Origin of the sequence: Burkholderia sp. RF4-BP95, from assembly GCF_001521985.1 — a bacterium.
In the GTDB taxonomy this organism is placed as follows: Bacteria; Pseudomonadota; Gammaproteobacteria; order Burkholderiales; family Burkholderiaceae; genus Burkholderia; species Burkholderia diffusa.
Map to the genome: position 1 here is coordinate 196,694 of NZ_LOSX01000092.1, position 20,453 is coordinate 217,146.

At 64.6% G+C, this 20,453-nt stretch carries 23 protein-coding genes and 1 tRNA gene; 10 read left to right on the top strand and 14 right to left on the bottom strand.

Going from position 1 to position 20,453, the window contains the following annotated elements:
* Nucleotides 1-315 precede the first annotated feature (315 nt).
* Complete coding sequence (locus WS46_RS32220; RefSeq protein WP_059693465.1) at nucleotides 316-843, top strand: excisionase; 528 nt, start codon at nucleotides 316-318, stop codon at nucleotides 841-843.
* Nucleotides 844-870: 27 nt separating this feature from the next.
* On the top strand, nucleotides 871-1,200 hold the full coding sequence (locus WS46_RS32225) for a helix-turn-helix domain-containing protein (RefSeq protein WP_257130102.1): 330 nt from the start codon (nucleotides 871-873) through the stop codon (nucleotides 1,198-1,200).
* Here WS46_RS32225 and WS46_RS32230 read toward each other — a convergent pair whose 3' ends face one another.
* The 5 genes from WS46_RS32230 to WS46_RS32245 all read right to left on the bottom strand — a co-directional run bounded on the left by WS46_RS32230 (nucleotide 1,201) and on the right by WS46_RS32245 (nucleotide 3,099).
* Nucleotides 1,201-1,407: a DUF4224 domain-containing protein gene (locus WS46_RS32230; RefSeq protein ID WP_059693467.1), complete on the bottom strand. Its 207-nt coding sequence runs from the start codon at nucleotides 1,405-1,407 to the stop codon at nucleotides 1,201-1,203. It abuts the gene before it with no gap.
* 5 nt (nucleotides 1,408-1,412) lie between these two features.
* The gene (locus WS46_RS35835) at nucleotides 1,413-1,586 is read right to left on the bottom strand and encodes a hypothetical protein (RefSeq protein WP_156443224.1); all 174 of its coding nucleotides are present in this window, start codon (nucleotides 1,584-1,586) and stop codon (nucleotides 1,413-1,415) included.
* Between the two features lie 21 nt (nucleotides 1,587-1,607).
* Nucleotides 1,608-1,940: a hypothetical protein gene (locus WS46_RS32235; RefSeq protein WP_156443225.1), complete on the bottom strand. Its 333-nt coding sequence runs from the start codon at nucleotides 1,938-1,940 to the stop codon at nucleotides 1,608-1,610.
* 212 nt (nucleotides 1,941-2,152) lie between these two features.
* Nucleotides 2,153-2,410 (bottom strand): hypothetical protein, encoded by a 258-nt coding sequence (locus tag WS46_RS32240; protein ID WP_059693470.1) that lies wholly within the window; start codon nucleotides 2,408-2,410, stop codon nucleotides 2,153-2,155.
* Complete coding sequence (locus tag WS46_RS32245; RefSeq protein WP_059693472.1) at nucleotides 2,410-3,099, bottom strand: SOS response-associated peptidase family protein; 690 nt, start codon at nucleotides 3,097-3,099, stop codon at nucleotides 2,410-2,412. Before WS46_RS32245 ends, WS46_RS32240 begins: the two co-directional genes overlap by 1 nt.
* A gap of 54 nt (nucleotides 3,100-3,153) precedes the next feature.
* On the opposite strand from WS46_RS32245, the gene WS46_RS32250 reads away from it, so the two are divergent.
* Complete coding sequence (locus WS46_RS32250; RefSeq protein ID WP_059693475.1) at nucleotides 3,154-3,645, top strand: hypothetical protein; 492 nt, start codon at nucleotides 3,154-3,156, stop codon at nucleotides 3,643-3,645.
* 99 nt (nucleotides 3,646-3,744) lie between these two features.
* Here WS46_RS32250 and WS46_RS34875 read toward each other — a convergent pair whose 3' ends face one another.
* From WS46_RS34875 to WS46_RS32265, 4 genes are all read right to left on the bottom strand, one after another.
* A complete protein-coding gene (locus WS46_RS34875; RefSeq protein WP_082725435.1) occupies nucleotides 3,745-4,155 on the bottom strand; it encodes an aspartyl protease family protein in 411 nt (136 codons plus the stop codon).
* A 17-nt stretch (nucleotides 4,156-4,172) separates the two neighbouring features.
* A complete protein-coding gene (locus WS46_RS32255; RefSeq protein WP_059693476.1) occupies nucleotides 4,173-4,418 on the bottom strand; it encodes a hypothetical protein in 246 nt (81 codons plus the stop codon).
* Nucleotides 4,419-4,635: 217 nt separating this feature from the next.
* Nucleotides 4,636-5,844 (bottom strand): integrase arm-type DNA-binding domain-containing protein, encoded by a 1,209-nt coding sequence (locus tag WS46_RS32260; RefSeq protein WP_059693478.1) that lies wholly within the window; start codon nucleotides 5,842-5,844, stop codon nucleotides 4,636-4,638.
* A gap of 173 nt (nucleotides 5,845-6,017) precedes the next feature.
* Nucleotides 6,018-6,104: transfer RNA gene (locus WS46_RS32265), tRNA-Leu, on the bottom strand.
* A 236-nt stretch (nucleotides 6,105-6,340) separates the two neighbouring features.
* Between WS46_RS32265 and hpnD the strand changes: the two genes are divergently transcribed.
* Nucleotides 6,341-7,174 carry a presqualene diphosphate synthase HpnD gene (hpnD, locus tag WS46_RS32270; RefSeq protein ID WP_059693480.1) on the top strand — a complete coding sequence of 278 codons (834 nt, stop codon included), beginning with the start codon at nucleotides 6,341-6,343 and terminating at the stop codon, nucleotides 7,172-7,174.
* A 24-nt stretch (nucleotides 7,175-7,198) separates the two neighbouring features.
* Here hpnD and WS46_RS32275 read toward each other — a convergent pair whose 3' ends face one another.
* The 3 genes from WS46_RS32275 to WS46_RS32285 all read right to left on the bottom strand — a co-directional run bounded on the left by WS46_RS32275 (nucleotide 7,199) and on the right by WS46_RS32285 (nucleotide 10,391).
* The gene (locus WS46_RS32275) at nucleotides 7,199-8,422 is read right to left on the bottom strand and encodes a DUF1501 domain-containing protein (protein WP_059693483.1); all 1,224 of its coding nucleotides are present in this window, start codon (nucleotides 8,420-8,422) and stop codon (nucleotides 7,199-7,201) included.
* A gap of 67 nt (nucleotides 8,423-8,489) precedes the next feature.
* Nucleotides 8,490-9,992, bottom strand: coding sequence for a DUF1800 family protein (locus WS46_RS32280; protein WP_059693484.1), 1,503 nt, complete (start codon nucleotides 9,990-9,992; stop codon nucleotides 8,490-8,492).
* Nucleotides 9,993-10,112: 120 nt separating this feature from the next.
* Nucleotides 10,113-10,391 carry a hypothetical protein gene (locus WS46_RS32285; protein WP_059693486.1) on the bottom strand — a complete coding sequence of 93 codons (279 nt, stop codon included), beginning with the start codon at nucleotides 10,389-10,391 and terminating at the stop codon, nucleotides 10,113-10,115.
* 258 nt (nucleotides 10,392-10,649) lie between these two features.
* Here WS46_RS32285 and ompR point away from each other — a divergent pair, with 258 nt between their 5' ends.
* The 4 genes from ompR (at nucleotide 10,650) to WS46_RS32305 (ending at nucleotide 14,128) form a co-directional block, all read left to right on the top strand.
* Nucleotides 10,650-11,384, top strand: a complete 735-nt coding sequence (gene ompR / locus WS46_RS32290; protein WP_004192636.1) for a two-component system response regulator OmpR — start codon at nucleotides 10,650-10,652, stop codon at nucleotides 11,382-11,384.
* Between the two features lie 40 nt (nucleotides 11,385-11,424).
* Entirely contained in the window at nucleotides 11,425-12,786 is a 1,362-nt protein-coding gene (locus tag WS46_RS32295; protein ID WP_059693488.1) for an ATP-binding protein, read from the top strand.
* A gap of 189 nt (nucleotides 12,787-12,975) precedes the next feature.
* A complete protein-coding gene (locus WS46_RS32300; RefSeq protein ID WP_006478563.1) occupies nucleotides 12,976-13,524 on the top strand; it encodes a peroxiredoxin in 549 nt (182 codons plus the stop codon).
* Between the two features lie 76 nt (nucleotides 13,525-13,600).
* Complete coding sequence (locus WS46_RS32305) at nucleotides 13,601-14,128, top strand: carboxymuconolactone decarboxylase family protein (protein ID WP_044843722.1); 528 nt, start codon at nucleotides 13,601-13,603, stop codon at nucleotides 14,126-14,128.
* A 144-nt stretch (nucleotides 14,129-14,272) separates the two neighbouring features.
* Here the strand turns inward: WS46_RS32305 and ispF are convergent, their stop codons facing one another.
* Both ispF and ispD read right to left on the bottom strand, forming a co-directional pair.
* Complete coding sequence (ispF, locus tag WS46_RS32310; RefSeq protein WP_057925367.1) at nucleotides 14,273-14,758, bottom strand: 2-C-methyl-D-erythritol 2,4-cyclodiphosphate synthase; 486 nt, start codon at nucleotides 14,756-14,758, stop codon at nucleotides 14,273-14,275.
* A gap of 28 nt (nucleotides 14,759-14,786) precedes the next feature.
* Nucleotides 14,787-15,497 (bottom strand): 2-C-methyl-D-erythritol 4-phosphate cytidylyltransferase, encoded by a 711-nt coding sequence (gene ispD, locus WS46_RS32315; protein WP_059693491.1) that lies wholly within the window; start codon nucleotides 15,495-15,497, stop codon nucleotides 14,787-14,789.
* A 108-nt stretch (nucleotides 15,498-15,605) separates the two neighbouring features.
* On the opposite strand from ispD, the gene mfd reads away from it, so the two are divergent.
* Entirely contained in the window at nucleotides 15,606-19,076 is a 3,471-nt protein-coding gene (gene mfd, locus WS46_RS32320) for a transcription-repair coupling factor (protein WP_059693493.1), read from the top strand.
* Between the two features lie 96 nt (nucleotides 19,077-19,172).
* Nucleotides 19,173-20,393, top strand: coding sequence for an acetylornithine deacetylase (gene argE / locus WS46_RS32325; protein WP_059693495.1), 1,221 nt, complete (start codon nucleotides 19,173-19,175; stop codon nucleotides 20,391-20,393).
* Nucleotides 20,394-20,453 lie beyond the last annotated feature (60 nt).

The following is a 20,453-nucleotide window of genomic DNA, read 5'->3' on the forward strand; positions in this document are numbered from 1 at the left end:
GGAGACCCGCGCCCCATCGCCAAATGGGGTGGGCGGGCGAATGACAGGGTTGGCGAACCGGCCCATAGGAAACCGGCAGACCCGAAGGTCTCCCCACCATCGCCCACCCGTAAATTGTACAGGCGTGCTGTGGCCTACGGACGTAAAAAAACCGCACTTCGGCGGTTGTCCGCCTATGGAGTCAGGTCGCCAAACCCGATCACTGTTGTTTCAGCGATGAAACCAGAGTAGCCCCGCAGAAACCCTTGGTCAAGAGGAATTTTGTAAACTGTTCGCCACGGTGGGAACGTATGGTCAACAGCTTGGGAGACGCCAATGACGAAACAAGAAGACGACCGATGGATTCCGTTGGAAGAAGCCGCGAAGATCATGAACCGCAGCCTGCCTCGGATCAGGAGCCAGATGCGGAATGGCCGGCTCCAACGCGATCGGCACTTTCGCCGCGTAGGTGACGGCGAGTTCGAACTCAATGTTCCGGAGTACCTACGATGGCTTGACGAAGAAAAGGAAGCGCGGAAGCTCCCCTTGGTCGAACGAGTGGTTCGTCAAATCGAGAGAGATGAGAAGCAAATCAAGGAAGCGCTCGACAATATCGCCAAGAAATCCTCTCCACCGCAACTTACGCCAAAGTCAAAATCCAAACCCAAGCTGATACCTCTTAGTGTGTGGGCCGAAGAAACGTTTGGCGAATATGCTCCCCCGCTACGCACAATTCGAAATTGGGTCAAGAATGGGATGATCCACCCTACCCCGAAGAAAATTGGAAGCAAGTACTACGTCAGCCCGGACGCAGAATACATGACGGCATCCGACCTAAGGGTTCGCCGGATGGTTGGATACTGACGAGCGCGACATCGACCAGGAGGAGACATGCAACGCAACCAGCACGACGATCTCTCGATCAACTTCGACGAGTGGCTACGGTCAAGGATCGGGACCATCAAGAGAAAAGGCGTCGATCACGCAGGCGCCCACGGCACCGACGAGGCTCGCGAATTGCGCATTGCTTTACGAGCGGTTGAGCTATATGCGGACCGACATCCCCGCCCTGCTCAGGTCAACCAGAAGCAGGCGGCCGAGATGCTCGGGGTGAGCGCTCGGACCGTGCACAACATGATCAAGTTCGGGACGCTGCGGCTGAACCGCTGCGGTCTCATTCCGATCGAGGAAGTGGACAAGTTGCTTGCCATCGGATCATAGCTACTTCGTCCAGTTGATCCCACGGCTGCGGTCTGACCGATCGGGGTTTAGAGCGTTGTTGATCTGCTCCCACGTGATCATCGGCGTTCCGTCGATGCGCCGCGGCGCTTTGATGCCGAGAGCGCGTTCGATCCAGCGGATCTGGGCTGCCCCTTGCTTTAGGCCGCCGGTCAGTTCGATCAGTTCTTCCTTCGACAAGATCGTCATAGGACTCAACTCGGATCGCTGTCGACGATAGCGAAGAGACCATTCAGTCGATCGCTCCACACGACGCCATTGCTGAACTCCTCGAGTTCTTCATCGGTGACCTCATACTCGCTGGGAGCGCCAAGCGGATACGATTCATCCTCTGCTTCATAGTATTTCTGAAGAAACACTCGCTTCACGATGCGACCTCCAATATGAGGTTAGTAGCGGGGAAGATTCGCTTGCAGCTTGGCATGGAGCGTCACGAGAAAGTTTTCGACGAATCTCATCGTGACTGACTCGTTAATGTCTATCGACCAACCGAACGAACCGGAGGTATCGAGCGCGACCTCGCTGCCCTCGGTAAACAAGATAGCCCAGACTTCCGTCGCGACAACCTGCTCGCCCGGCAGTCTCTCAACCGCAAAAAATCGATACCGCCCAACAAGCTCATCGTCTTTGAATGCTTGATCAAACACACACTCCACCATCCCGTGCGGCGTAGAGATTGCGAAGTTAAGTACAACATCCGTGTTGGAATCGTGAAGAGACAAGCTCAGGCTCGAGCATATTCCTGCCTCGATACCTTGTCTTAATGCTTCTCGAATACATATAGCAACAGGCGAAAGTCGATTGGCCTTCGTTGCAATGCGCTGCACCTGGACTGTAGATCTGGCAGACTCGTATGCCGTCGACATTGATATTGATCCCCCGTTTTGTGGCCCGACGATCGTAACACGCACTCAGATAGTTGGTTTCCGCTTCTTCAAACGTTCAACATACCTTCGGGAAACATCGCACTCAAGCGCTCCTGATCAGCCATGTATCTGTCCACCTCACCGATCTTCATTGCGGTCCGATATGCAAGGCCGGACCAGAGAACAAGCGCACCATGCGCGAGATCTCGAAACTTCCCGGCTGCGTCCTGATCGGGAATTGCGGTCGCCCGCGCAAGCAGCGAACTGATCACCAGTTCGGCCTGAGCAGTAAGTTCGCCGTAGCTCAAACCTTCGAGGATCGGCATTACACGGTCTCAGAAGTTGTTGCGGATTCCGCCAGCATATCGTCAGCTGGATAAAGCTGCAGCATCGCACGCGCAGCCTCGACGTTCGACGTCGTCAACCACTCTTCCCAGTCGCCCGGATGCAGGATCACAACGGCTCGCTTCTCGTCCCCGAGTTTGTGCATGCGGGAGAAGATCGGGTGCACCTCGCCGTTCACGGTGATCATCGACATCGTGTGATGGTCGACGCCGTCCGGGCCCGTCAGCGTCCGCCAAATGCCCGCGACACACATCGTGCGCCATTCGGCCAGTCCGATCCGGTGCCACACATTCTTCCCCGTCTCGTAGCACGACTCATAGATCCACTCGGCCGGGATTAGGCAGCGGCGCCCGGCACGCCACGCCGGCCCGTACAACGGAGACTTGCCGAGGTTGTCATCGCGCACGTTCATCGTGCTGCGCATAATCGGCGGCTTGCGCCCCTGCTCCTTCGCCTTCTCGACGTTGGCCTTCTGTAGTGCCCGAGGCCAAAATCCGAAGCCCGCAGCCAACGGTTTGAGCTTTCCATCGACGTTCGCAACGATCGGCGCGAGATAGTCCTGGTAGATCTCGGGCTTCCAAGGGAAGTCCCGATACAGGTCACTGAACGGCTCGATCCTCAACTCTCGGATCTCGATGTCCTCATGCGGCGCTCGGTAGTGTGTACACATGCCCGTCTCCCCCGATTTTGGTCTTGACCGCAGCAGCTTATCTCGAAATATACTGTGTTTTTATACAGTATTTCAGCCGTGATCAAGCCACAGTGGGCATACATCTGGGAGTACGGATTCCAAGGCGAGAAGAATCGCCTGAGGACCCCGATCGAGCTCACAAAACGTGAATTTGAGTTTTGGATCGACAAGGACCCGCGGTCGACGTTCCTCGGCCCATGCGAGCCGATCGAAGCAACCAGGATCGATCGCAACCGCATCCCGCTCACGGATCCGCGGTTCAAGCTGAAGCCGGCGGTCCCGGAGTTCGACGCCCCGACAGAGGACGAGCTTCGCGCGCTATGGCGCGAATACACCGATCTTCAGGTGCGGTGGCTCATCCTCGAGATCCGCGCGCTCAGGAACTCGCTCGAGCGCATCGAGGAGTGGTACGTCTATACCGACAAGAACGTCAAAAACAAGGGCGATCTAGCCGGCGCACAGGGACAGTTGCATCGATTGATGCATCTGCTTCGCGAGGAGATGAGGCGTGCTGGGATGCGATAAGTTACCGTCGCGATCATTCCGAGAAAGTAACGTTCTACAACCACGGGAATGAGAAGCCCCGCACGGTGCGGGGCTTCGTGATTCATCGGTGGCACCAGCTCAATAGCAGAGCGTATACAGCCCGGTAACACCGTTGTAGATAAACGTGCAGCGTGACAAAACGTCTCGACCGATCAGACCAAAGATGCCTTGCGCAGCAAGATTTGCTTCTGTCACTGGAAGAGCGGGCACGGTAAAAGGCAGCCCGTTTGGGGCGCCAATCGCGAGTTCCACGTCATATTGATTGCATGAAACCGGTGCACCGTTTGTCGATGAAGTGTGCACCGGAATCGTTCCCGTCGGCTGCAACTTCAACGGCGCAAGCAGGCTTGGATCTACAGACGTATGGCTTGCACCTGTGTCGATAAGGAAGATACCCTGCGTCGGTGCCGGCAACGCTACCCCCGCGGCTGTCAAAGCAGCCTGGCGCGGAACGCTACTGGCAAGGACAACATGGACCAATGGTCCCATAGGACCGATCTGGAGATTTATGCTGGGCACGGGACAATATAGCGACGCGTAAAGTTTGCGGCTGGTTCGAGACGGCTGATTTGCTTGACCAAAAATGGTTCCAACCCGAATCGCTGGTAGCCAATTTTCAAGGCGTCTTCATAGGAGTCGAATTTCTCGACGACCTCATTCTTCTTGATCAGTACAAACTTCCCTTCGTCGTTGAGCAATTCCGGCAGCAGGCGCTTGTATGTCGCAAGCTCCTGTTCAAGTTCAGCGGCCATGACGAACTCCCAAAGTGATGTGCCCCGTCCCGCAGTGATGTTCCATCCGTCACTATCGACGTGATGTTAACACTGGACAATAGCAGACGAATGTAGGAAAAGACGCGGATTTTAACCCTATTTCATGATTCCAGCCCGGTTCTTGTCAGGTTTTCGGACGGGGCCTACAACGCATGCGGTGGCCGTTTCGTTACAAGCAACGACTGTACCGACGCGATCAACGCCCACTCGATATTCGATCCGCGCGCATCGTGGACGCGCGCGTGTCCAGATAGTCACCCCACCATTGCATCATCTTCCGGCGTTCGGGCAGGTACTCGGCGTGGTTGTACGCCGCTCGGACGCCGTCGCGCTCGCTGTGCGCCAATTGGCGCTCGATCCAGTCACGGTTGAAATTGTGCTCGTTCAGGATAGTCGATGCCAGGCCGCGGAAGCCGTGCCCGGTCATCCGTGAGTGGTAACCCATCCGGTACAGCGCGTACAGGATCGTATTCTCGCTCATCGGTTTCTTCGAACTCGAACGGCTGGGGAACACGAACTGGCTTTGGCCGTTCAGTTCGCGCAGCTTCGCGATTACCTCGAGCGCCTGCTTTGACAGCGGCACGATGTGTGGCGTGCGCATCTTCATCTTCTCGGCCGGGATGCGCCACTCCTTCTTCTTCTCGTCGATCTCGGTCCACTCGGCGAACCGCAGTTCGCTCGTCCGTACAAACGTCAACGCCATGAACTGCAGCGCTAGGCGCGTCTGAAAGTCGCCGTCGTACGCGCTGATCTTCTGCATGAGCTCCGGCAGCTCGGCCTCGCTCACGCGCTTCATGTGCACGACGGTACGGGTCTTCAGCGCACCGCGAAGATCGGGAGCCGGGTCACGCTCTGCCCGGCCGGTGGCAATCGCGTACCGAAAGATCTGACTCGTTGCCTGGATGGCCTTGTGCGCCAGCTCGATCGCGTCGCGGGCCTCAATCTTTCGAATCACCGCGAGCAACTCGGGCGCCGTGATCTCGGCGATCGGCCGCGCTCCGAGCACCGGAAACAGTTCGCGTTCGAGAAGCTTCATGATCCGATCCGCGTGCCGAACGCTCCAAGCGCCCTTCTTCTGCTCATGCCACTCCCTCGCGATCGGCTCGAACGAGTTCGCTCGGTCAAGGCTGCGCTGCGCCTTCACGCGCTTCTTTTCATGCGAGGGATCGAGGCCACCGCGTAACTGATCTTTAATCTCGTCACGGGCCTTCCGAGCGGCCAGCAAGGTCACCGCCGGATAGACCCCGAGGGCCATCCGTTTCTCCTTGCCGTCGATGCGATACTTCAACCGCCAGTACTTCGAGCCGCTCGGCATGACCTCGAGGTACATGCCTTGGCCATCGGCCAGCTTGTAGGACTTTTCGCGGGGCTTCGCCGCACGGACAGCGACATCGGTAAGGGGCATTTGAGCGCGGGGGCATTTCGATGCCCCTGATCGGAGGAAACTGCCCCCTACGATGCCCCCGGGTTACGTGGGTGTCAATGGGAAACGCTGGGCAACGCTGGCAACAAAAAGCCCCGTAAGTGCTTGACTGACGGGGCTTTTTGGCCAAACATTGGATTGCTTGGGAGTATATGTGGTGCGTGAGGCCGGACTCGAACCGGCACACCCTTGCGGGCGTCAGGACCTAAACCTGGTGCGTCTACCAATTTCGCCACTCACGCGGATTTCTGTCGCCCAATCGCATGGCACGCAAGATGCGTTCTCCACGCGCCCGGGGCTTCATGCCGAACTGAAAACCGGCACACCCGATCAGGCGAGCGCGAGATTCTACCCGATCTGCGCAGCGTTGTCTCGCCCCACCGGCGCCCGTCGAAGAGCGGTGCTAGAATGCCGCGCTCGACGTGCCGGCCATGCGCCGGCGCGCGTCCCCGAACCCGCCTCCGCCACGATCCCACCCGTGAACTTCGACGACTACTGTCAGCAAAAGGCCGCCCCCGCAGGCTCCAGCGTCTACTACGCGCTGCGCCAGGCGCCGCTCGCCGCCGAACCGCGGCTGACGGCCCTGTTCGCGCTGCGCCGCGAACTCGAGGAAACCGTCAAGGAAACCAGCGATCCGACCGTCGGACACACGAAGCTCGCGTGGTGGCACAAGGAACTCGCGGCGCTCGCCGCCGGCGAACCGTCGCATCCGGTCACGAAGGCGCTCGCGCAACACCACCCGGCGATCGAGGCCGAATCCGACGCGCTGCGCACGCTCGTCAACGGTTACGGGATGGATCTCGAACAGGCACGTTATCTGGATTTCGCGAACCTGCAGCGCTACATCGCGCAGGTGGGCGGCACCTTCGCGTCGCTGGTCGCGCGCGCAAGTGCCGCGAATCCGGCCGACCCGCAACCGTGGGCCGCGGATGCCGGCCGCGCGCTGATGCTCGCGCAATTCGTGCAGGAACTCGGCAACGACGCGCGGCACGGCCGCATCTATCTGCCGATCGACGAACTGCAACGCTACAACGTGACCGCTGCCGACCTGCTGAACCGCCGCTACAGCCCGGCTTTCACCGAGCTGCTGCAGTTTCAGACGGGCCGCGCACGCGACGCGCTGGCCGCCGCCGACGCAGCGGTCCCCGCATCCGAGCGCCGCGCGCAACGCACATTGCGCGCGCAGATTGCACTGGCCGGTGCGCTGCTCGACGAAATCGAGCGCGACGGCTACCAGGTGCTGCACCAGCGCATCGCCCTGACACCGATCCGCAAGCTGTGGATCGCGTGGCGCGCGGCGCGCCGCCGCTGACCCGCGCCGTCACCCTCCCCGGCATCACACCTTCAGCAGCGGCAGCGTATCGAAGCGCTGCTGCAGCACGTGCGTCGCATCGAGCCCCCACCACGGCCCGAGCACGGTCGCATACAGCTGGCGGAAATCGACGGCGACCGGCAGGTTGCCGTTGCCGTCGAGATGCCCGAGTGCCGGCGCCGCGCCGTACAACCCGCCCGCCACGCGCCCGCCCATCACGAAATGCGGCGCGGCGGTGCCGTGATCTGTGCCGTTGCTCTGGTTCTCGCGCACGCGCCGCCCGAATTCCGCATACGTCATCACGAGCGTCTGGTTCCAGCGTCCGAGTTCGATCAACGCGCCGCGCATCGCACTCATCCCTTCCGCGAACTGCTTGAGCAGCGCAGCCTGCTGCCCCGGCTGGTTCTGGTGCGTATCGAAACCGTTGAGCGTGAGCCGCAACACCGCGACGCCGTCCTGCGCGCCGGGCCCCGACGCCTCGCATGCCGCGAGCACCTGCATCGCGGTCTTCACCGATGTACCGAACGTACCGGCCGGAAAGGCGGTCCTGAACTCGCGCATGCCGCCGCGCGGGCGCAGCCGGTCGGCCGCCTTCACGATGTCGTTCTCGACGTCGATGATGTGCGCGAGCGCCGGGTTCCGCTCGCGCAGCGACGACGGTTCGGCCAACCGCGCCGCGCGGATGAACTGCGCTGGATTGACGAGCGCGATCGCGCGCGCGCCGTTCGCGAGCGGCCCCATCTCCGCGCTGCCGAGCACGACGCCGTCGGCCGCGAAGCCCGGCGGCACCGGCGCCTGCGCGAACGTGCGCGTGAGCCAGCCTTCGTGCAGGTACTGGTCGGAGCGCGACGCGGTATCCCAGATCTCGATCGAGCGGAAATGCGACAGGTTCGGCTGCGGATAGCCGACGCCCTGCACGACCGCGACCTGCCCGTCGCGCCACAGCGGCATCAACGGCGCGAGCGACGGGTGCAGCCCCGTATGCGCATCGAGCTGCAGCACCTGATCGCGCTTGATGCCGATGCTTCGGCGAAACTGGTAGTAGAGCGGATCGGCATACGGCACCACGGTGTTGAGGCCGTCGTTGCCGCCCTTCAGCTCGACGAGGATCAGCACGTTCGCATAGCCGGCCGCCGGCTGCCGCCCCGCCGCGGCGATCGATGTCGCCGCCTGCGCGGGCGGCTGCCACAACGACACGCCCGCCGCGGCCGCGGCGCCCGTCAGCGTCAGAAAATCACGTCGGTTCATCGTGCATCCTTCGGTTCGCCGCGCGGCATGGCCACCGCGGCAGCGCGCCTGTTCGTCGTCGTTTCGGTCATTTCAGTTGATAGGCCGGATCCATCAGCAGCGCCTCGAGATACGCGCCGCCGGCCGAGTCCGTATCGATGGCCGCGACCGGCGACACCGGCAGCACCGCGTGCTGCAGTTGAAGCTCGGTCGACAATCCGGCAATCGCCTGCGGCCGCGCACGATACTGCGCAAGCCAGCGTTCGAGGTCGAATCGCAGGCCGCCGCGCGCGGGCCGGGCCGGCGCGCCACGCATGCCGGCAACCGACGCGGCGTCGGCAACCGGTATCGCGTGCGCACGCGCATTCGGCGACGGTGCCGCCATTGCATGCGCCGGCGCCCGCATGCCGGCGGTCTCGGTCGCGCGGAACAACTGCTCGACGAACTGCTTGCGCGCAAGCAGCGTCGTGCTGTTGATCCACATCGCGCCGCCCGGCCAGCCCTTCACGTTCGGCGGATAGAACAGGTTCTGCCCGAGCGTGCGCACGGTGTTCGCGAGCATCTGCGGATCGCCGTACGCGACGTCGAACAACCGCACCGATCCGACGACGAACTCGGCCGGCGACTTCACGAGCACGCCGCGATTGCGCGGATCCCAGAATTCGTCGGTCGACCAAAGGGCGGCGAGCGCCGCGCGTATGTCGTAGCCGCTCGCGCGAAACCGTTCGGCGACGATATCGAGCGCGCCGGCCTCGGGCGTATCGGATACGAACTCGCGCCACAGCTTGCCGGCGATGAAGCGCGCGGTGTCGGGCCGCTTCAACAGGATGTCGAGAAAGCCGTCGCCGTCGAACGCACCGGTCTCGCCGAGTATCGTCTTGTCGCCCGCGTCGTGCCATTCGGGCCGCACCACGAAGCGCAGCGTATCGGGATCGACGCTCCAGCCGGTCATCGCGCGCGCGGCCTCGGTGACGTCGTGCTGCGTGTAATGCCCTTCGCCGAGCGTAAACAGCTCCATCACCTCGCGCGCGAAGTTCTCGTTCGGACGGCCCTTGCGGTTGCTCGCGCCGTCGAGATACTGAAGCATCGCCGGATCTTTCGCGACCGCATGCAGGAGCGCGCCGAAGTTGCCGAGCGCCTCGCGGCGAAACAGCGCATTCTGCGCGGCCATCGTCTGCGGATACGGGACCTTGTCCTGCCCGGACGTGAAATGCCCGTGCCAGAACAGCGTCATGCGCTCGGTGAGCGGCGACGGCGTCACGACCATCTCGTTGACCCACGCCGCACGCAACGCATCGTAGCGGCGATTGCGTTCGCCCTGCTCGTCGCGCCGCATGTCGGGCGTCAGCGCCTGTCGCTGCGCGCGGGTCGGCGGCAACTCGGCGAGCCAGTCAGGCCAGGGTGTCACGGGGTCGCGACGCACGTTGCCGAGCGTGTCGGCCACGACTTGCGCGCGCGTCATCCCGACGATGCGGGCGACCTCGGCCGGTGCGGGAGAAAAGCCGGTGCGGCTCAGGAAGAACAGCGCATCGTCGGCGTCGAGCGGCGCCTGCATCGCGGGCGATGCCGGGGCGGCAGCGTTCGCTTTCATCGTCGTGGACTCCCGGAACGCACCGGCGGTGCGGATGCCGGTACAACGGCAGCAGGCATCCGAAAGTTGACGGAAAAATTGCTACGGAATCTTTCCGCGCGGCGCGTGGGCGCGTGCGGATCAGCGCTTGTACAGCTCGCGAACGGCGTCCTCGATGTGCTGGCGCAACAGGTGGCGCTCCTCGGGCGTCATGTGCCCGTCGCGGCGGCGCTGTTCGAGATCGGGAGGCACGGCGGAACGGACCGCCATGTCGGCGGTGCGGTCGGGCTGCGGCGCTTTGCCGCGCGGCAGCTTGCGCGACGGGGCGCCCTGCTCGGGGCGCTGCGCATACGCGAAGTTCGACGCATATGGACCGGCAAGTGCGATCGTCAGCATCAGTGCAATCCGGGCAGATCGCATGACCGTCCTCGCTTCTTTGGTCGATTTGTTCCCTTCGTCACGCGGCAACCGGTTACCTCTGGTACTTGAAAAACCCTGCGGAATTCGGGCGTACAAAGATGAAAGATGGAGTGCAGGGGAGTATCTACCGAATTTCGGCTTCGAGTAAAGGAATCTCTATAGCCTGCCTTTACTCCGCGCGACACTACGGGTAAATTTTGTAACGGACTGTAACGCGCGAAAATACGCGACCGTGCGTAATTTCCCATTCGCGATAAGATGCCGCTCATGGAAACGAAAAACCCCTCCAAGATTCTCGTCGTCGACGACGACCCGCGCCTGCGCGATCTGCTGCGCCGCTATCTCGGCGAGCAGGGTTTCAACGTGTACGTCGCGGAAAACGCGACCGCGATGAACAAGCTCTGGGTGCGCGAGCGCTTCGACCTGCTCGTGCTCGACCTGATGCTGCCGGGCGAGGACGGCCTGTCGATCTGCCGCCGCCTGCGCGGCAGCAACGACCGCACGCCGATCATCATGCTCACCGCGAAGGGCGAGGACGTCGATCGCATCGTCGGCCTCGAGATGGGCGCCGACGACTACCTGCCGAAGCCGTTCAATCCGCGCGAACTCGTCGCGCGCATTCACGCGGTGCTGCGCCGCCAGGCGCCGGCCGAGCTGCCGGGCGCGCCGTCTGAAACCACCGAGGTGTTCGAGTTCGGCGAGTTCTCGCTGAACCTCGCGACGCGCACGCTGACGAAGTCCGGCCAGGAAATTCCGCTGACGACCGGCGAATTCTCGGTGCTGAAGGTGTTCGCGCGTCATCCGCGCCAGCCGCTGTCGCGCGAAAAGCTGATGGAGCTCGCGCGCGGCCGTGAATACGAAGTGTTCGACCGCAGCCTCGACGTGCAGATCTCGCGCCTGCGCAAGCTGATCGAGCCGGATCCGGGCAGCCCGCGCTTCATCCAGACCGTCTGGGGCCTCGGCTACGTGTTCATTCCGGACGGCGCCGCCTGATCTTTTTCCTTTCCGGTTTCGCCCGTCCTCGGCCCGTCCCATGCGTATCGACCGGCGCCTCCTGCAGCTCGCGTTCGGCGGGCTGTTCTGGCGCACCTTCCTGCTGATCGCGCTGCTGATCTCGGTCAGTCTCGCCGCGTGGTTCCAGAGCTTTCGCGTGATCGAGCGCGAGCCGCGCGCGCAGCGCGTCGCGCTCCAGCTCGTCGCGATCGTGAAGCTCACGCGCACCGCCCTGCTCTATTCCGATCCCGATTTGCGGCGCGCGCTGCTGCAGGATCTCGAGAGCAACGAGGGCGTGCGCGTGTACCCGCGCGAAAAAACCGACAAGTTCAAGCTGCAGCCCGACGAATCGCTGAACCGCCTGATCGAACACGACATCCGCAGCCGTCTCGGCGACGACACCGTGATCGCGCAATCGGTCAACGACATCCCGGGCGTGTGGATCAGTTTCAAGATCGACGACGACGACTACTGGGTCGCGCTCGACCGCGACCAGCTCGACAGCGTCACCGGCCTGCAGTGGGCCGGCTGGGGCCTGTTCGCGCTCGCGCTGTCGCTGTTCGGCTCGGCGTTCATCACGAGTCTCGTGAACCGGCCGTTCTCGCGGCTGGCGCTCGCCGCGCGGCAGATCGGCTCGGGCCAGACGCCCGAGCTGCTGCCCGAGCGCGGGATGGGCGTCGCGGCCGAGACCAACCGCAGCTTCAACCAGATGGTGCGCGATCTCGAACAGCTCGAGGCCGACCGCGCGCTGATGCTCGCGGGCATCTCGCACGACCTGCGCACGCCGCTCGCGCGGCTGCGCCTCGAGACCGAGATGAGCCCGTCCGACCAGGCGACCAAGGACGCGATGGTCGACGACATCGAGCAGATGGACCGCATCATCGCGGCCTTCATCGATTACGCGCGCCCGTCGCAACGCAAGCCAGAGCCCGTCGACCTGTCGTCGATCGCGCAGGAAGTCGCCGCGCGCGTGGCGGGCGAGGACGGCGTCGAGATCCGCACGCGGCTCGCGGCGACCGCCGTGATCGAAGCCGACGAGACCGACATGCGCCGCGTGATCGGCAACCTCGTCGAGAACGCGCGCAAATACGGCCAGAGCCGCGACGACGGCGTATCGCGCATCACGCTCGAGACGCGCGTGACGCACGCGCGCGTCGAGCTGTCGGTGAGCGACGAGGGCCCCGGCATCCCCGAGGACCAATTGCCGCTCGTGATGCGGCCGTTCTACCGCGTCGACACGGCGCGCACCAAGGCGGACGGCACGGGGCTCGGCATGGCGATCGTGCTGCGCCTGGTCGGCCGCTATCGCGGCGCGCTGCGCCTGCGCAACCGCAGCCCCGAAGCGGGCCTCGAAGTCACCCTCGAATTCCCCGGCGCCGGCAAGGCGCGTGCGACGGCGTGACGCGTTCGCGCACGCTTCTTGCGCGTCACACTATCGGCGCGGTTGAAAAAAACTATGGGAATCGTTAGCCAAAATCTATTGAAGCGATTTGTTAATAGTGTTATAGTCCTGCCCATGCTGTCACACCAACGTTGCAGCACCGAGGTAGCTTGACTCAGTCTTCTTCCCAACTCACACAGGAGTATCCGCATGAAAACCGTGGGCGATAAACTCGAAGCATTCACCGTCGTAGCCGCGAAGCCGGGCTTCAACAATCACGAGGAAAACGGCCAGTCGGCGTTCGAGACCGTCACCGAAGCGTCGTTCCCGGGCAAGTGGAAGATCATCTACTTCTATCCGAAGGATTTCACGTTCGTGTGCCCGACGGAAATCGTCGAGTTCGCGAAGCTGACGAAGCAGTTCGAAGAGCGCGACGCCGTCCTGCTCGGCGGCAGCTCGGACAACGAATTCGTGAAGCTCGCATGGCGCCGTGAGCACAAGGACCTGGACAAGCTGAACCACTACTCGTTCGGCGACGTCAAGGGCGAGCTGATCGACCAGCTCGGCGTGCGCGACAAGGAAGCCGGCGTTGCCCTGCGCGCGACGTTCATCGTCGATCCGGACAACACGATCCAGCACGTTTCGGTGAACAACCTGAACGTCGGCCGCAGCCCGGAAGAAGTCCTGCGCATTCTGGACGGCCTGCAAACGGACGAACTCTGCCCGTGCAACCGTGCAGTCGGCGGCGCAACGCTGTAAGCGCATCGATGCACGAAGCCCGCGGCGCACGTCCTGCCTGCGGGCTTTTTTAACGGCCAACCCATAGGAGATATCAATGGAATTCATCGACTCGATTAAGGCACGTATCCCCGACTACGCGAAGGACATTCGCCTGAACCTCGACGGCACGATCTCGCGCTCGTCGCTCGAAGGCACCGATGCAGTCGGCGTCGCGCTGGCGGCGGCGGTCGCGGCGAAGAGCACCGTGCTCGTGAAGACGATCCGCGAAGCCGGCGTGCTGTCGCCCGAAGAGACGAACGCCGTGCTGACGGCGGCCGCGCTGATGGGGATGAACAACACCTGGTATCCGTATGTCGAGATGGCCGACGACGCCGACCTGAAGACGCAGCGTGCCGAGCTGCGGATGGGCGCGTATGCGTCGCACGGCGGCGTCGACAAGCGCAGGTTCGAGATGTACGCGCTCGCCGCATCGATCGTCGGCAAGTGCCACTTCTGCGTGAAGTCGCACTATGCGCTGCTGAAGAACGAGCAAGGCATGACGACGACGCAGCTGCGCGACGTCGGCCGTATCGCGTCGGTGATCAACGCCGCCGCCCAGGTGATCGCCGCCGAAGGCGAATAAGCCGTCGCGCACGCGGCAGCACGGTGCACTGCGGCGGCCACGCGCGCCGCACCGCACCGCAAAAACGAAAATGCCACGCAAACGCGTGGCATTTTCCATTCCGGCGGCGCGACCCGCGCGCCGCTTCGGATCGGCTTCAGGCGCTCACGCGCCCTGCTTCACCAGCAACGCGGCGGCCTGCGCCTCGATGCCCTCGCCACGGCCGAGATAGCCGAGCTTCTCGTTGGTCTTCGCCTTCACGTTCACGCGCTCGAGCGGCAGCCCGAGATCGGCCGCGATGTTCGCTCGCATCCCGTCGATGTGCGGCGCGAGCTTCGGCGCTTGCGCGATCACCGTGCTGTCGACGTTCTGGATCGTGAAGCCGGCCGCCTTCACGCGGGCGACGCACTCGCGCAGCAGCACGCGGCTGTCCGCGCCCTTGAACGCCGCGTCGGTGTCGGAGAAATGGCGGCCGATGTCGCCCAGCGCCGCCGCGCCGAACAGCGCGTCGGTGATCGCGTGCAGCAGCACGTCCGCGTCCGAATGACCGAGCAGGCCGCGCTCGTAAGGAATCGTCACGCCGCCGATGATGAGGGGGCGCCCCGGGACGAGCTGATGCACGTCGTAGCCTTGTCCGATTCTGAAATCCATGCGTATTCCGGTTGAGATGAGGTGAAAGTCAGGAAGCGTTCGTGGAGCGCGCGAGGATCGCTTCCGCAAGCGCGAAATCTTCCGGGTACGTGACCTTGAAGTTGCGCAGGCTGCCCTGCACCACGCGCGGCGTATGGCCGGCCCATTCGATCGCGCTCGCCTCGTCGGTCAGGTCGTGCCCTTCGCGCTGCGCGCGCAGGATCGCGTCGCGCAGCATGCCGATGCGGAACATCTGCGGCGTTTGCGCCTGCCACAGCGCGTCGCGCGATTCGGTGCGCGCGATCGCGTCGCCGCCGGCCGGCACGCGCTTGAGCGTATCGGCCACCGGCAGCGCGACGATGCCGCCAACCGGGTCGTCCTTCAGCGTCGCGACCAGCGTGCGGATCAGCTCGGGCGTGATGCCCGGGCGCGCGGCGTCGTGCACCAGCACCCAGTCCTGGTCGGTCGCGCCGAATTCGGCCAGCTCGAGCAGCCCGTTGAGCACCGACGCCTGCCGCGAGCCGCCGCCGCAGCGGCGCACCGCGAAACGCAGGCCCGCGAAACGGCGCGCGTCGAAGTGCGTGTCGTCGGGTGCGAGGACGACGAGCGTCTGCGCGAATTCGCTGCACGCGTCGAACGCGGCGAGCGTGTAATGCAGGAGCGCGCGGCCGGCCAGCGTGCGGTATTGCTTCGGCACGGCAGAGCCGGAACGGCTGCCCGTGCCGGCGCAAGGAATCAGGGCGAAAAGTCGGGGAGTCACGAAGGGGAAACGCCGGAAAGATGAAATCGAGAAGCGGATTTTATAATAGGTCTTTCGTCTCGACCGGCGCACCGCGATGCGCCCGTGCCCGCCACCCCTGCCGTCCCTATGCCAGACAACGCTTCCACCCCGTTCGCCTCGCCCGTCGCCCGCGTCAAACCGGGCCAGCGGTTCGCCTTCGACGGCGCGCACGGCTCCGCCGACGCACTCGCCATCGCCCGCTATCTCGCCGACAACCGCGACGCGGTCCCGCTCCTCGCGGTGATCTGCGCGAACGCGGTCGACGCGCAGCGGCTGTCGCAGGAACTCCGCTATTTCTCGCCCGACGCGCGCGTGCGCCTGCTGCCGGACTGGGAAACGCTGCCGTACGACACGTTCTCGCCGCACCAGGATCTCGTCTCCGAGCGCCTCGCGACGCTGCACGACCTCGGCGAGGGCCGCTGCGACATCCTGCTGGTGCCCGCGACCACGGCGCTGTACCGGATGCCGCCCGCATCGTTCATGGCCGCGTACACGTTCGCGTTCGCGCAGGGCGAGCGGCTCGACGAGGCGAAGCTGAAGGCGCAGCTCACGCTGGCCGGCTACGAGCACGTGAGCCAGGTCGTGCGCCCCGGCGAATACTGCGTGCGCGGCTCGCTGCTCGACCTGTACCCGATGGGCTCGCCGCTGCCGTACCGGATCGACCTGTTCGACGACCAGGTCGACTCGATCCGTGCGTTCGATCCCGATACGCAGCGCAGCCTCTATCCGGTGCGCGACGTGCGCCTCCTGCCCGGCCGCGAGTTTCCGTTCGACGAAGCCGCGCGCACGGCCTTCCGCAGCCGCTGGCGCGAAACCTTCGAAGGCGACCCGAGCCGCGCGCCGATCTACAAGGACATCGGCAACGGCGTGCCGTCGGCCGGCATCGAGTATTACCTGCCCCTCTTCTTCGACGAGACGGCCACGCTGTTCCACTACCTGCCGCAGGATGCGCACCTCGTGTTCACCGGCGACCTCGAAGCGTCGATCCGACGCTTCACGGCCGATACGAAGCAGCGTCATGCGTTCCTCGCACACGATCGCGAGCGGCCGATCCTCGAGCCCCAGCGCCTGTTCCTGTCCGACGAGGATTTCTTCGCGTTCGCGAAGCCGTTCGCGCGCGTCGTGCTGCCCGCGCAGCCGGCGGGCGGCTGGGCGACGGGCCTGCCCGAGCTCACCGTCGACCGCCATGCGGACGATCCGCTCGCCGCGCTGCGCACGTTCGTCGAATCGTCGGGCAAGCGCGTGCTGCTGACGGTCGAATCGGCCGGCCGCCGCGAAACGATCCTGCAACTGCTCGCCGAGCATCACCTGCGCCCCGCGTCGAACGACCACTTCGCAGGCTGGCTCGAAAGCGACGCGCCCTTCGCGCTCGGCGTCGCGCCGCTCGCGAGCGGCTTCGCGGTGCCGGGCGAAGGCTACGCGATCGTCACCGAAACCGAGCTGTACGGTGCGCTCGGCCGCCGCGCCGGGCGTCGCCGACAGGAACAGGCGAGCAACGTCGATGCGATGGTGCGCGACCTGTCGGAGCTGAAGGTCGGCGATCCGGTCGTGCATGCGCAGCACGGCATCGGCCGCTACATGGGCCTCGTGTCGATGGATCTCGGCGAAGGCGAGACCGAATTCCTGCATCTCGAATACGCGGGCGAGAGCAAGCTCTACGTGCCGGTCGCGCAACTGCACGTGATCTCGCGTTACAGCGGCGCCGATCCCGACAGCGCGCCGCTGCACGCGCTCGGCTCGGGCCAGTGGGAGCGCGCGAAGCGCAAGGCCGCGCAGCAGATCCGCGACACGGCCGCCGAGCTGCTGAACCTGTATGCGCGGCGCGCGGCCCGCGAAGGCCATGCGTTCGCGCTCGAGCCGCGCGACTACGTGAAGTTCGCGGAAAGCTTCGGCTTCGAGGAAACGCCCGACCAGGCCGCGGCGATCGCGGCCGTGATCGGCGACATGACGAGCGGCAAGCCGATGGACCGCCTCGTGTGCGGCGACGTCGGCTTCGGCAAGACCGAGGTCGCGCTGCGCGCCGCGTTCATCGCGGTGATGGGCGGCAAGCAGGTCGCGCTGCTGTCGCCGACCACGCTGCTCGCCGAGCAGCACACGCAGACCTTCGCCGACCGTTTCGCGGACTGGCCGGTGCGCATCGTCGAGCTGTCGCGTTTCAAGACCGCAAAGGAAGTGAACGCGGCGATCGCGCAGATCAACGAAGGCAGCGTCGACATCGTGATCGGCACGCACAAGCTGCTGTCGTCGGACGTGCAGTTCAAGCGCCTCGGCCTCGTCATCATCGACGAGGAACACCGCTTCGGCGTGCGCCAGAAGGAAGCGCTGAAGGCGCTGCGCGCGGAGGTCGACGTGCTGACGCTGACCGCGACGCCGATCCCGCGCACGCTCGGCATGGCGCTCGAGGGGCTGCGCGATTTCTCGGTGATCGCGACCGCGCCGCAAAAGCGGCTCGCGATCAAGACCTTCGTGCGACGCGAGGAAGAAAGCGTGATCCGCGAGGCGATGCTGCGCGAACTGAAGCGCGGCGGCCAGGTGTACTTCCTGCACAACGAGGTCGAAACGATCGAAAACCGCAAGGCGATGCTCGAGGAACTCGTGCCCGAGGCGCGCATCGTGATCGCGCACGGCCAGATGCACGAGCGCGAACTCGAACGCGTGATGCGCGATTTCGTCGCGCAGCGCGCGAACGTGCTGCTGTGCACGACCATCATCGAGACCGGCATCGACGTGCCGAGCGCGAACACGATCATCATGCATCGCTCGGACAAGTTCGGCCTCGCGCAGTTGCACCAGTTGCGCGGCCGGGTCGGCCGTTCGCATCACCAGGCGTATGCGTACCTGCTGGTCCACGACCCGCAGTCGCTGACCAAGCAGGCGCAGCGCCGGCTCGAAGCGATCCAGCAGATGGAGGAACTCGGTTCGGGCTTCTATCTCGCGATGCACGACCTCGAGATCCGCGGCACCGGCGAGGTGCTCGGCGACAAGCAGTCGGGCGAGATCCACGAGATCGGCTTCCAGCTTTACACCGACATGCTGAACGACGCGGTGAAGGCGCTGAAGAACGGCAAGGAGCCCGACCTCACCGCCCCGCTCGCCGCGACGACGGAAATCAACCTGCACGCGCCCGCGATCCTGCCGGCCGATTACTGCGCGGACGTGCAGGAGCGGCTGTCGCTGTACAAGCGTCTCGCGAACTGCGAACACGGCGACGCGATCGACGGCATCCAGGAAGAGCTGATCGACCGCTTCGGCAAGCTGCCGCCGCAGGCGCACGCGCTCGTCGAGACGCACCGGCTGCGGCTGGCCGCGAAGCCGCTCGGCATCGTCAAGATCGACGCGAGCGAGGCCGCGATCGGGCTGCAGTTCGAGCCGAACCCGCCGATCGATCCGATGCGGATCATCGAGATGGTGCAGAAGCACCGGCACATCAAGCTCGCGGGCCAGGACAAGCTGCGCATCGAGACGCGCTCGCCCGACCTCGCGATCCGCGTGTCGACGATCAAGGAGACGCTGCGCGCGCTCGCGCCGCGCGCCGACGCGGCGAGCGCGGCACGCTGACCGCACGACCGCGATGCTGCACCGCATCGCGGCCGGCGAAGGCGGGCGCGCGCGTTTTTGAGTATGATTTTCCCATTCATCAGACGGAGTTTTGCCATGTCCACACTCGACGCGCCCGCGCCGTCCGCCGCCCCGCAAGGCGACGCTTCGCTCGTCAGCCTGCCCTGGATCGAGCGGCTGGTGTCGATGGACACGACGAGCCGCGTGCCGAACCTCGGGCTGATCGAAACGGTGCGCGACGCACTGGCCGCGAAAGGCATCGTGTCGACGCTCACGCACGATCCGCGCGAAGGCTGGGCCAACCTGTTCGCGACCGTGCCCGCGCACGACGGCTCGACCGACGGCGGCATCGTGCTGTCGGGGCACACCGACGTCGTGCCGGTCGACGGCCAGCAGTGGGACAGCAACCCGTTCGCGCCGGAGCTGCGCGACGGCCGCCTGTATGGCCGCGGCACGTGCGACATGAAGGGCTTCATCGGCGCGGCGCTCGCGCTGCTGCCGGAGATGCAGGCGACGAAGCTCTCGAAGCCGATCCATTTCGCGCTGTCCTATGACGAGGAAATCGGCTGCGCGGGCGCACCGCTTCTGATCGCCGATCTCGTCAAGCGCGGCGTGAAGCCGTCCGGCTGCATCGTCGGCGAGCCGACCAGCATGCGGCCGATCATCGCGCACAAGGGCATCAACGCGTACCGCTGCTGCGTGCGCGGCCACGCGGCACACTCGTCGCTGACGCCGAAGGGCCTGAACGCGATCGAATACGCGGCGCGCCTCATCTGCCACATCCGCGACATCGCCGAGCGCTTCCGCGCCGAAGGCCCGTTCGACGAGCTGTACGACGTACCGTTCACGACCGCGCAGACGAGCACGATCCAGGGCGGCAACGCGATCAACACGGTGCCGGCCGAATGCCGGTTCGACTTCGAGTTCCGCAACCTGCCGACGCTCGATCCCGAGCAGATCTTCACGCGCATCGAAGCGTATGCGCAGGAAACGCTGCTGCCGCAGATGCGTCGCGAGCATCCGAACGCGGCGATCGAGTTCTCGAAGATCGCCGCCGCACCCGGGCTCGATGCGACCGAACAGGCCGCGATCACGCAGCTCGTGCGCGCGCTGACGGCCGACCAGGACAAGCGCAAGGTCGCATACGGCACCGAGGCCGGCCTGTTCGAACGCGCGGGCATCCCGAGCATCGTGTGCGGGCCCGGCAACATCGAACAGGCGCACAAGCCGAACGAGTATGTCGAACTCGCGCAGCTCGCCGCCTGCGAGCAGTTCCTGCGCAAGTTCATCCGCAGCATGTCGGTCGACGCACACTGACTGCCCCCCGCCACGCCGGCCTGCGTGCGCGGGCCGGCCCACCCCGCCATCCGCCACGTC

Bases quoted from the DNA above. Each gene is read 5' to 3' on its own strand.
- WS46_RS32220 (WP_059693465.1), top strand. From the start codon at position 316: ATGACGAAACAAGAAGACGACCGATGGATTCCGTTGGAAGAAGCCGCG.
- WS46_RS32225 (WP_257130102.1), top strand. From the start codon at position 871: ATGCAACGCAACCAGCACGACGATCTCTCGATCAACTTCGACGAGTGG.
- WS46_RS32230 (WP_059693467.1), bottom strand. From the start codon at position 1,407: ATGACGATCTTGTCGAAGGAAGAACTGATCGAACTGACCGGCGGCCTA.
- WS46_RS32240 (WP_059693470.1), bottom strand. From the start codon at position 2,410: ATGCCGATCCTCGAAGGTTTGAGCTACGGCGAACTTACTGCTCAGGCC.
- WS46_RS32245 (WP_059693472.1), bottom strand. From the start codon at position 3,099: ATGTGTACACACTACCGAGCGCCGCATGAGGACATCGAGATCCGAGAG.
- WS46_RS34875 (WP_082725435.1), bottom strand. From the start codon at position 4,155: ATGGGACCATTGGTCCATGTTGTCCTTGCCAGTAGCGTTCCGCGCCAG.
- WS46_RS32255 (WP_059693476.1), bottom strand. From the start codon at position 4,418: ATGGCCGCTGAACTTGAACAGGAGCTTGCGACATACAAGCGCCTGCTG.
- WS46_RS32260 (WP_059693478.1), bottom strand. From the start codon at position 5,844: ATGCCCCTTACCGATGTCGCTGTCCGTGCGGCGAAGCCCCGCGAAAAG.
- WS46_RS32275 (WP_059693483.1), bottom strand. From the start codon at position 8,422: ATGAACCGACGTGATTTTCTGACGCTGACGGGCGCCGCGGCCGCGGCG.
- WS46_RS32280 (WP_059693484.1), bottom strand. From the start codon at position 9,992: ATGAAAGCGAACGCTGCCGCCCCGGCATCGCCCGCGATGCAGGCGCCG.
- WS46_RS32285 (WP_059693486.1), bottom strand. From the start codon at position 10,391: ATGCGATCTGCCCGGATTGCACTGATGCTGACGATCGCACTTGCCGGT.
- ompR (WP_004192636.1), top strand. From the start codon at position 10,650: ATGCCGCTCATGGAAACGAAAAACCCCTCCAAGATTCTCGTCGTCGAC.
- WS46_RS32295 (WP_059693488.1), top strand. From the start codon at position 11,425: ATGCGTATCGACCGGCGCCTCCTGCAGCTCGCGTTCGGCGGGCTGTTC.
- WS46_RS32300 (WP_006478563.1), top strand. From the start codon at position 12,976: ATGAAAACCGTGGGCGATAAACTCGAAGCATTCACCGTCGTAGCCGCG.
- WS46_RS32305 (WP_044843722.1), top strand. From the start codon at position 13,601: ATGGAATTCATCGACTCGATTAAGGCACGTATCCCCGACTACGCGAAG.
- ispF (WP_057925367.1), bottom strand. From the start codon at position 14,758: ATGGATTTCAGAATCGGACAAGGCTACGACGTGCATCAGCTCGTCCCG.
- mfd (WP_059693493.1), top strand. From the start codon at position 15,606: ATGCCAGACAACGCTTCCACCCCGTTCGCCTCGCCCGTCGCCCGCGTC.
- argE (WP_059693495.1), top strand. From the start codon at position 19,173: ATGTCCACACTCGACGCGCCCGCGCCGTCCGCCGCCCCGCAAGGCGAC.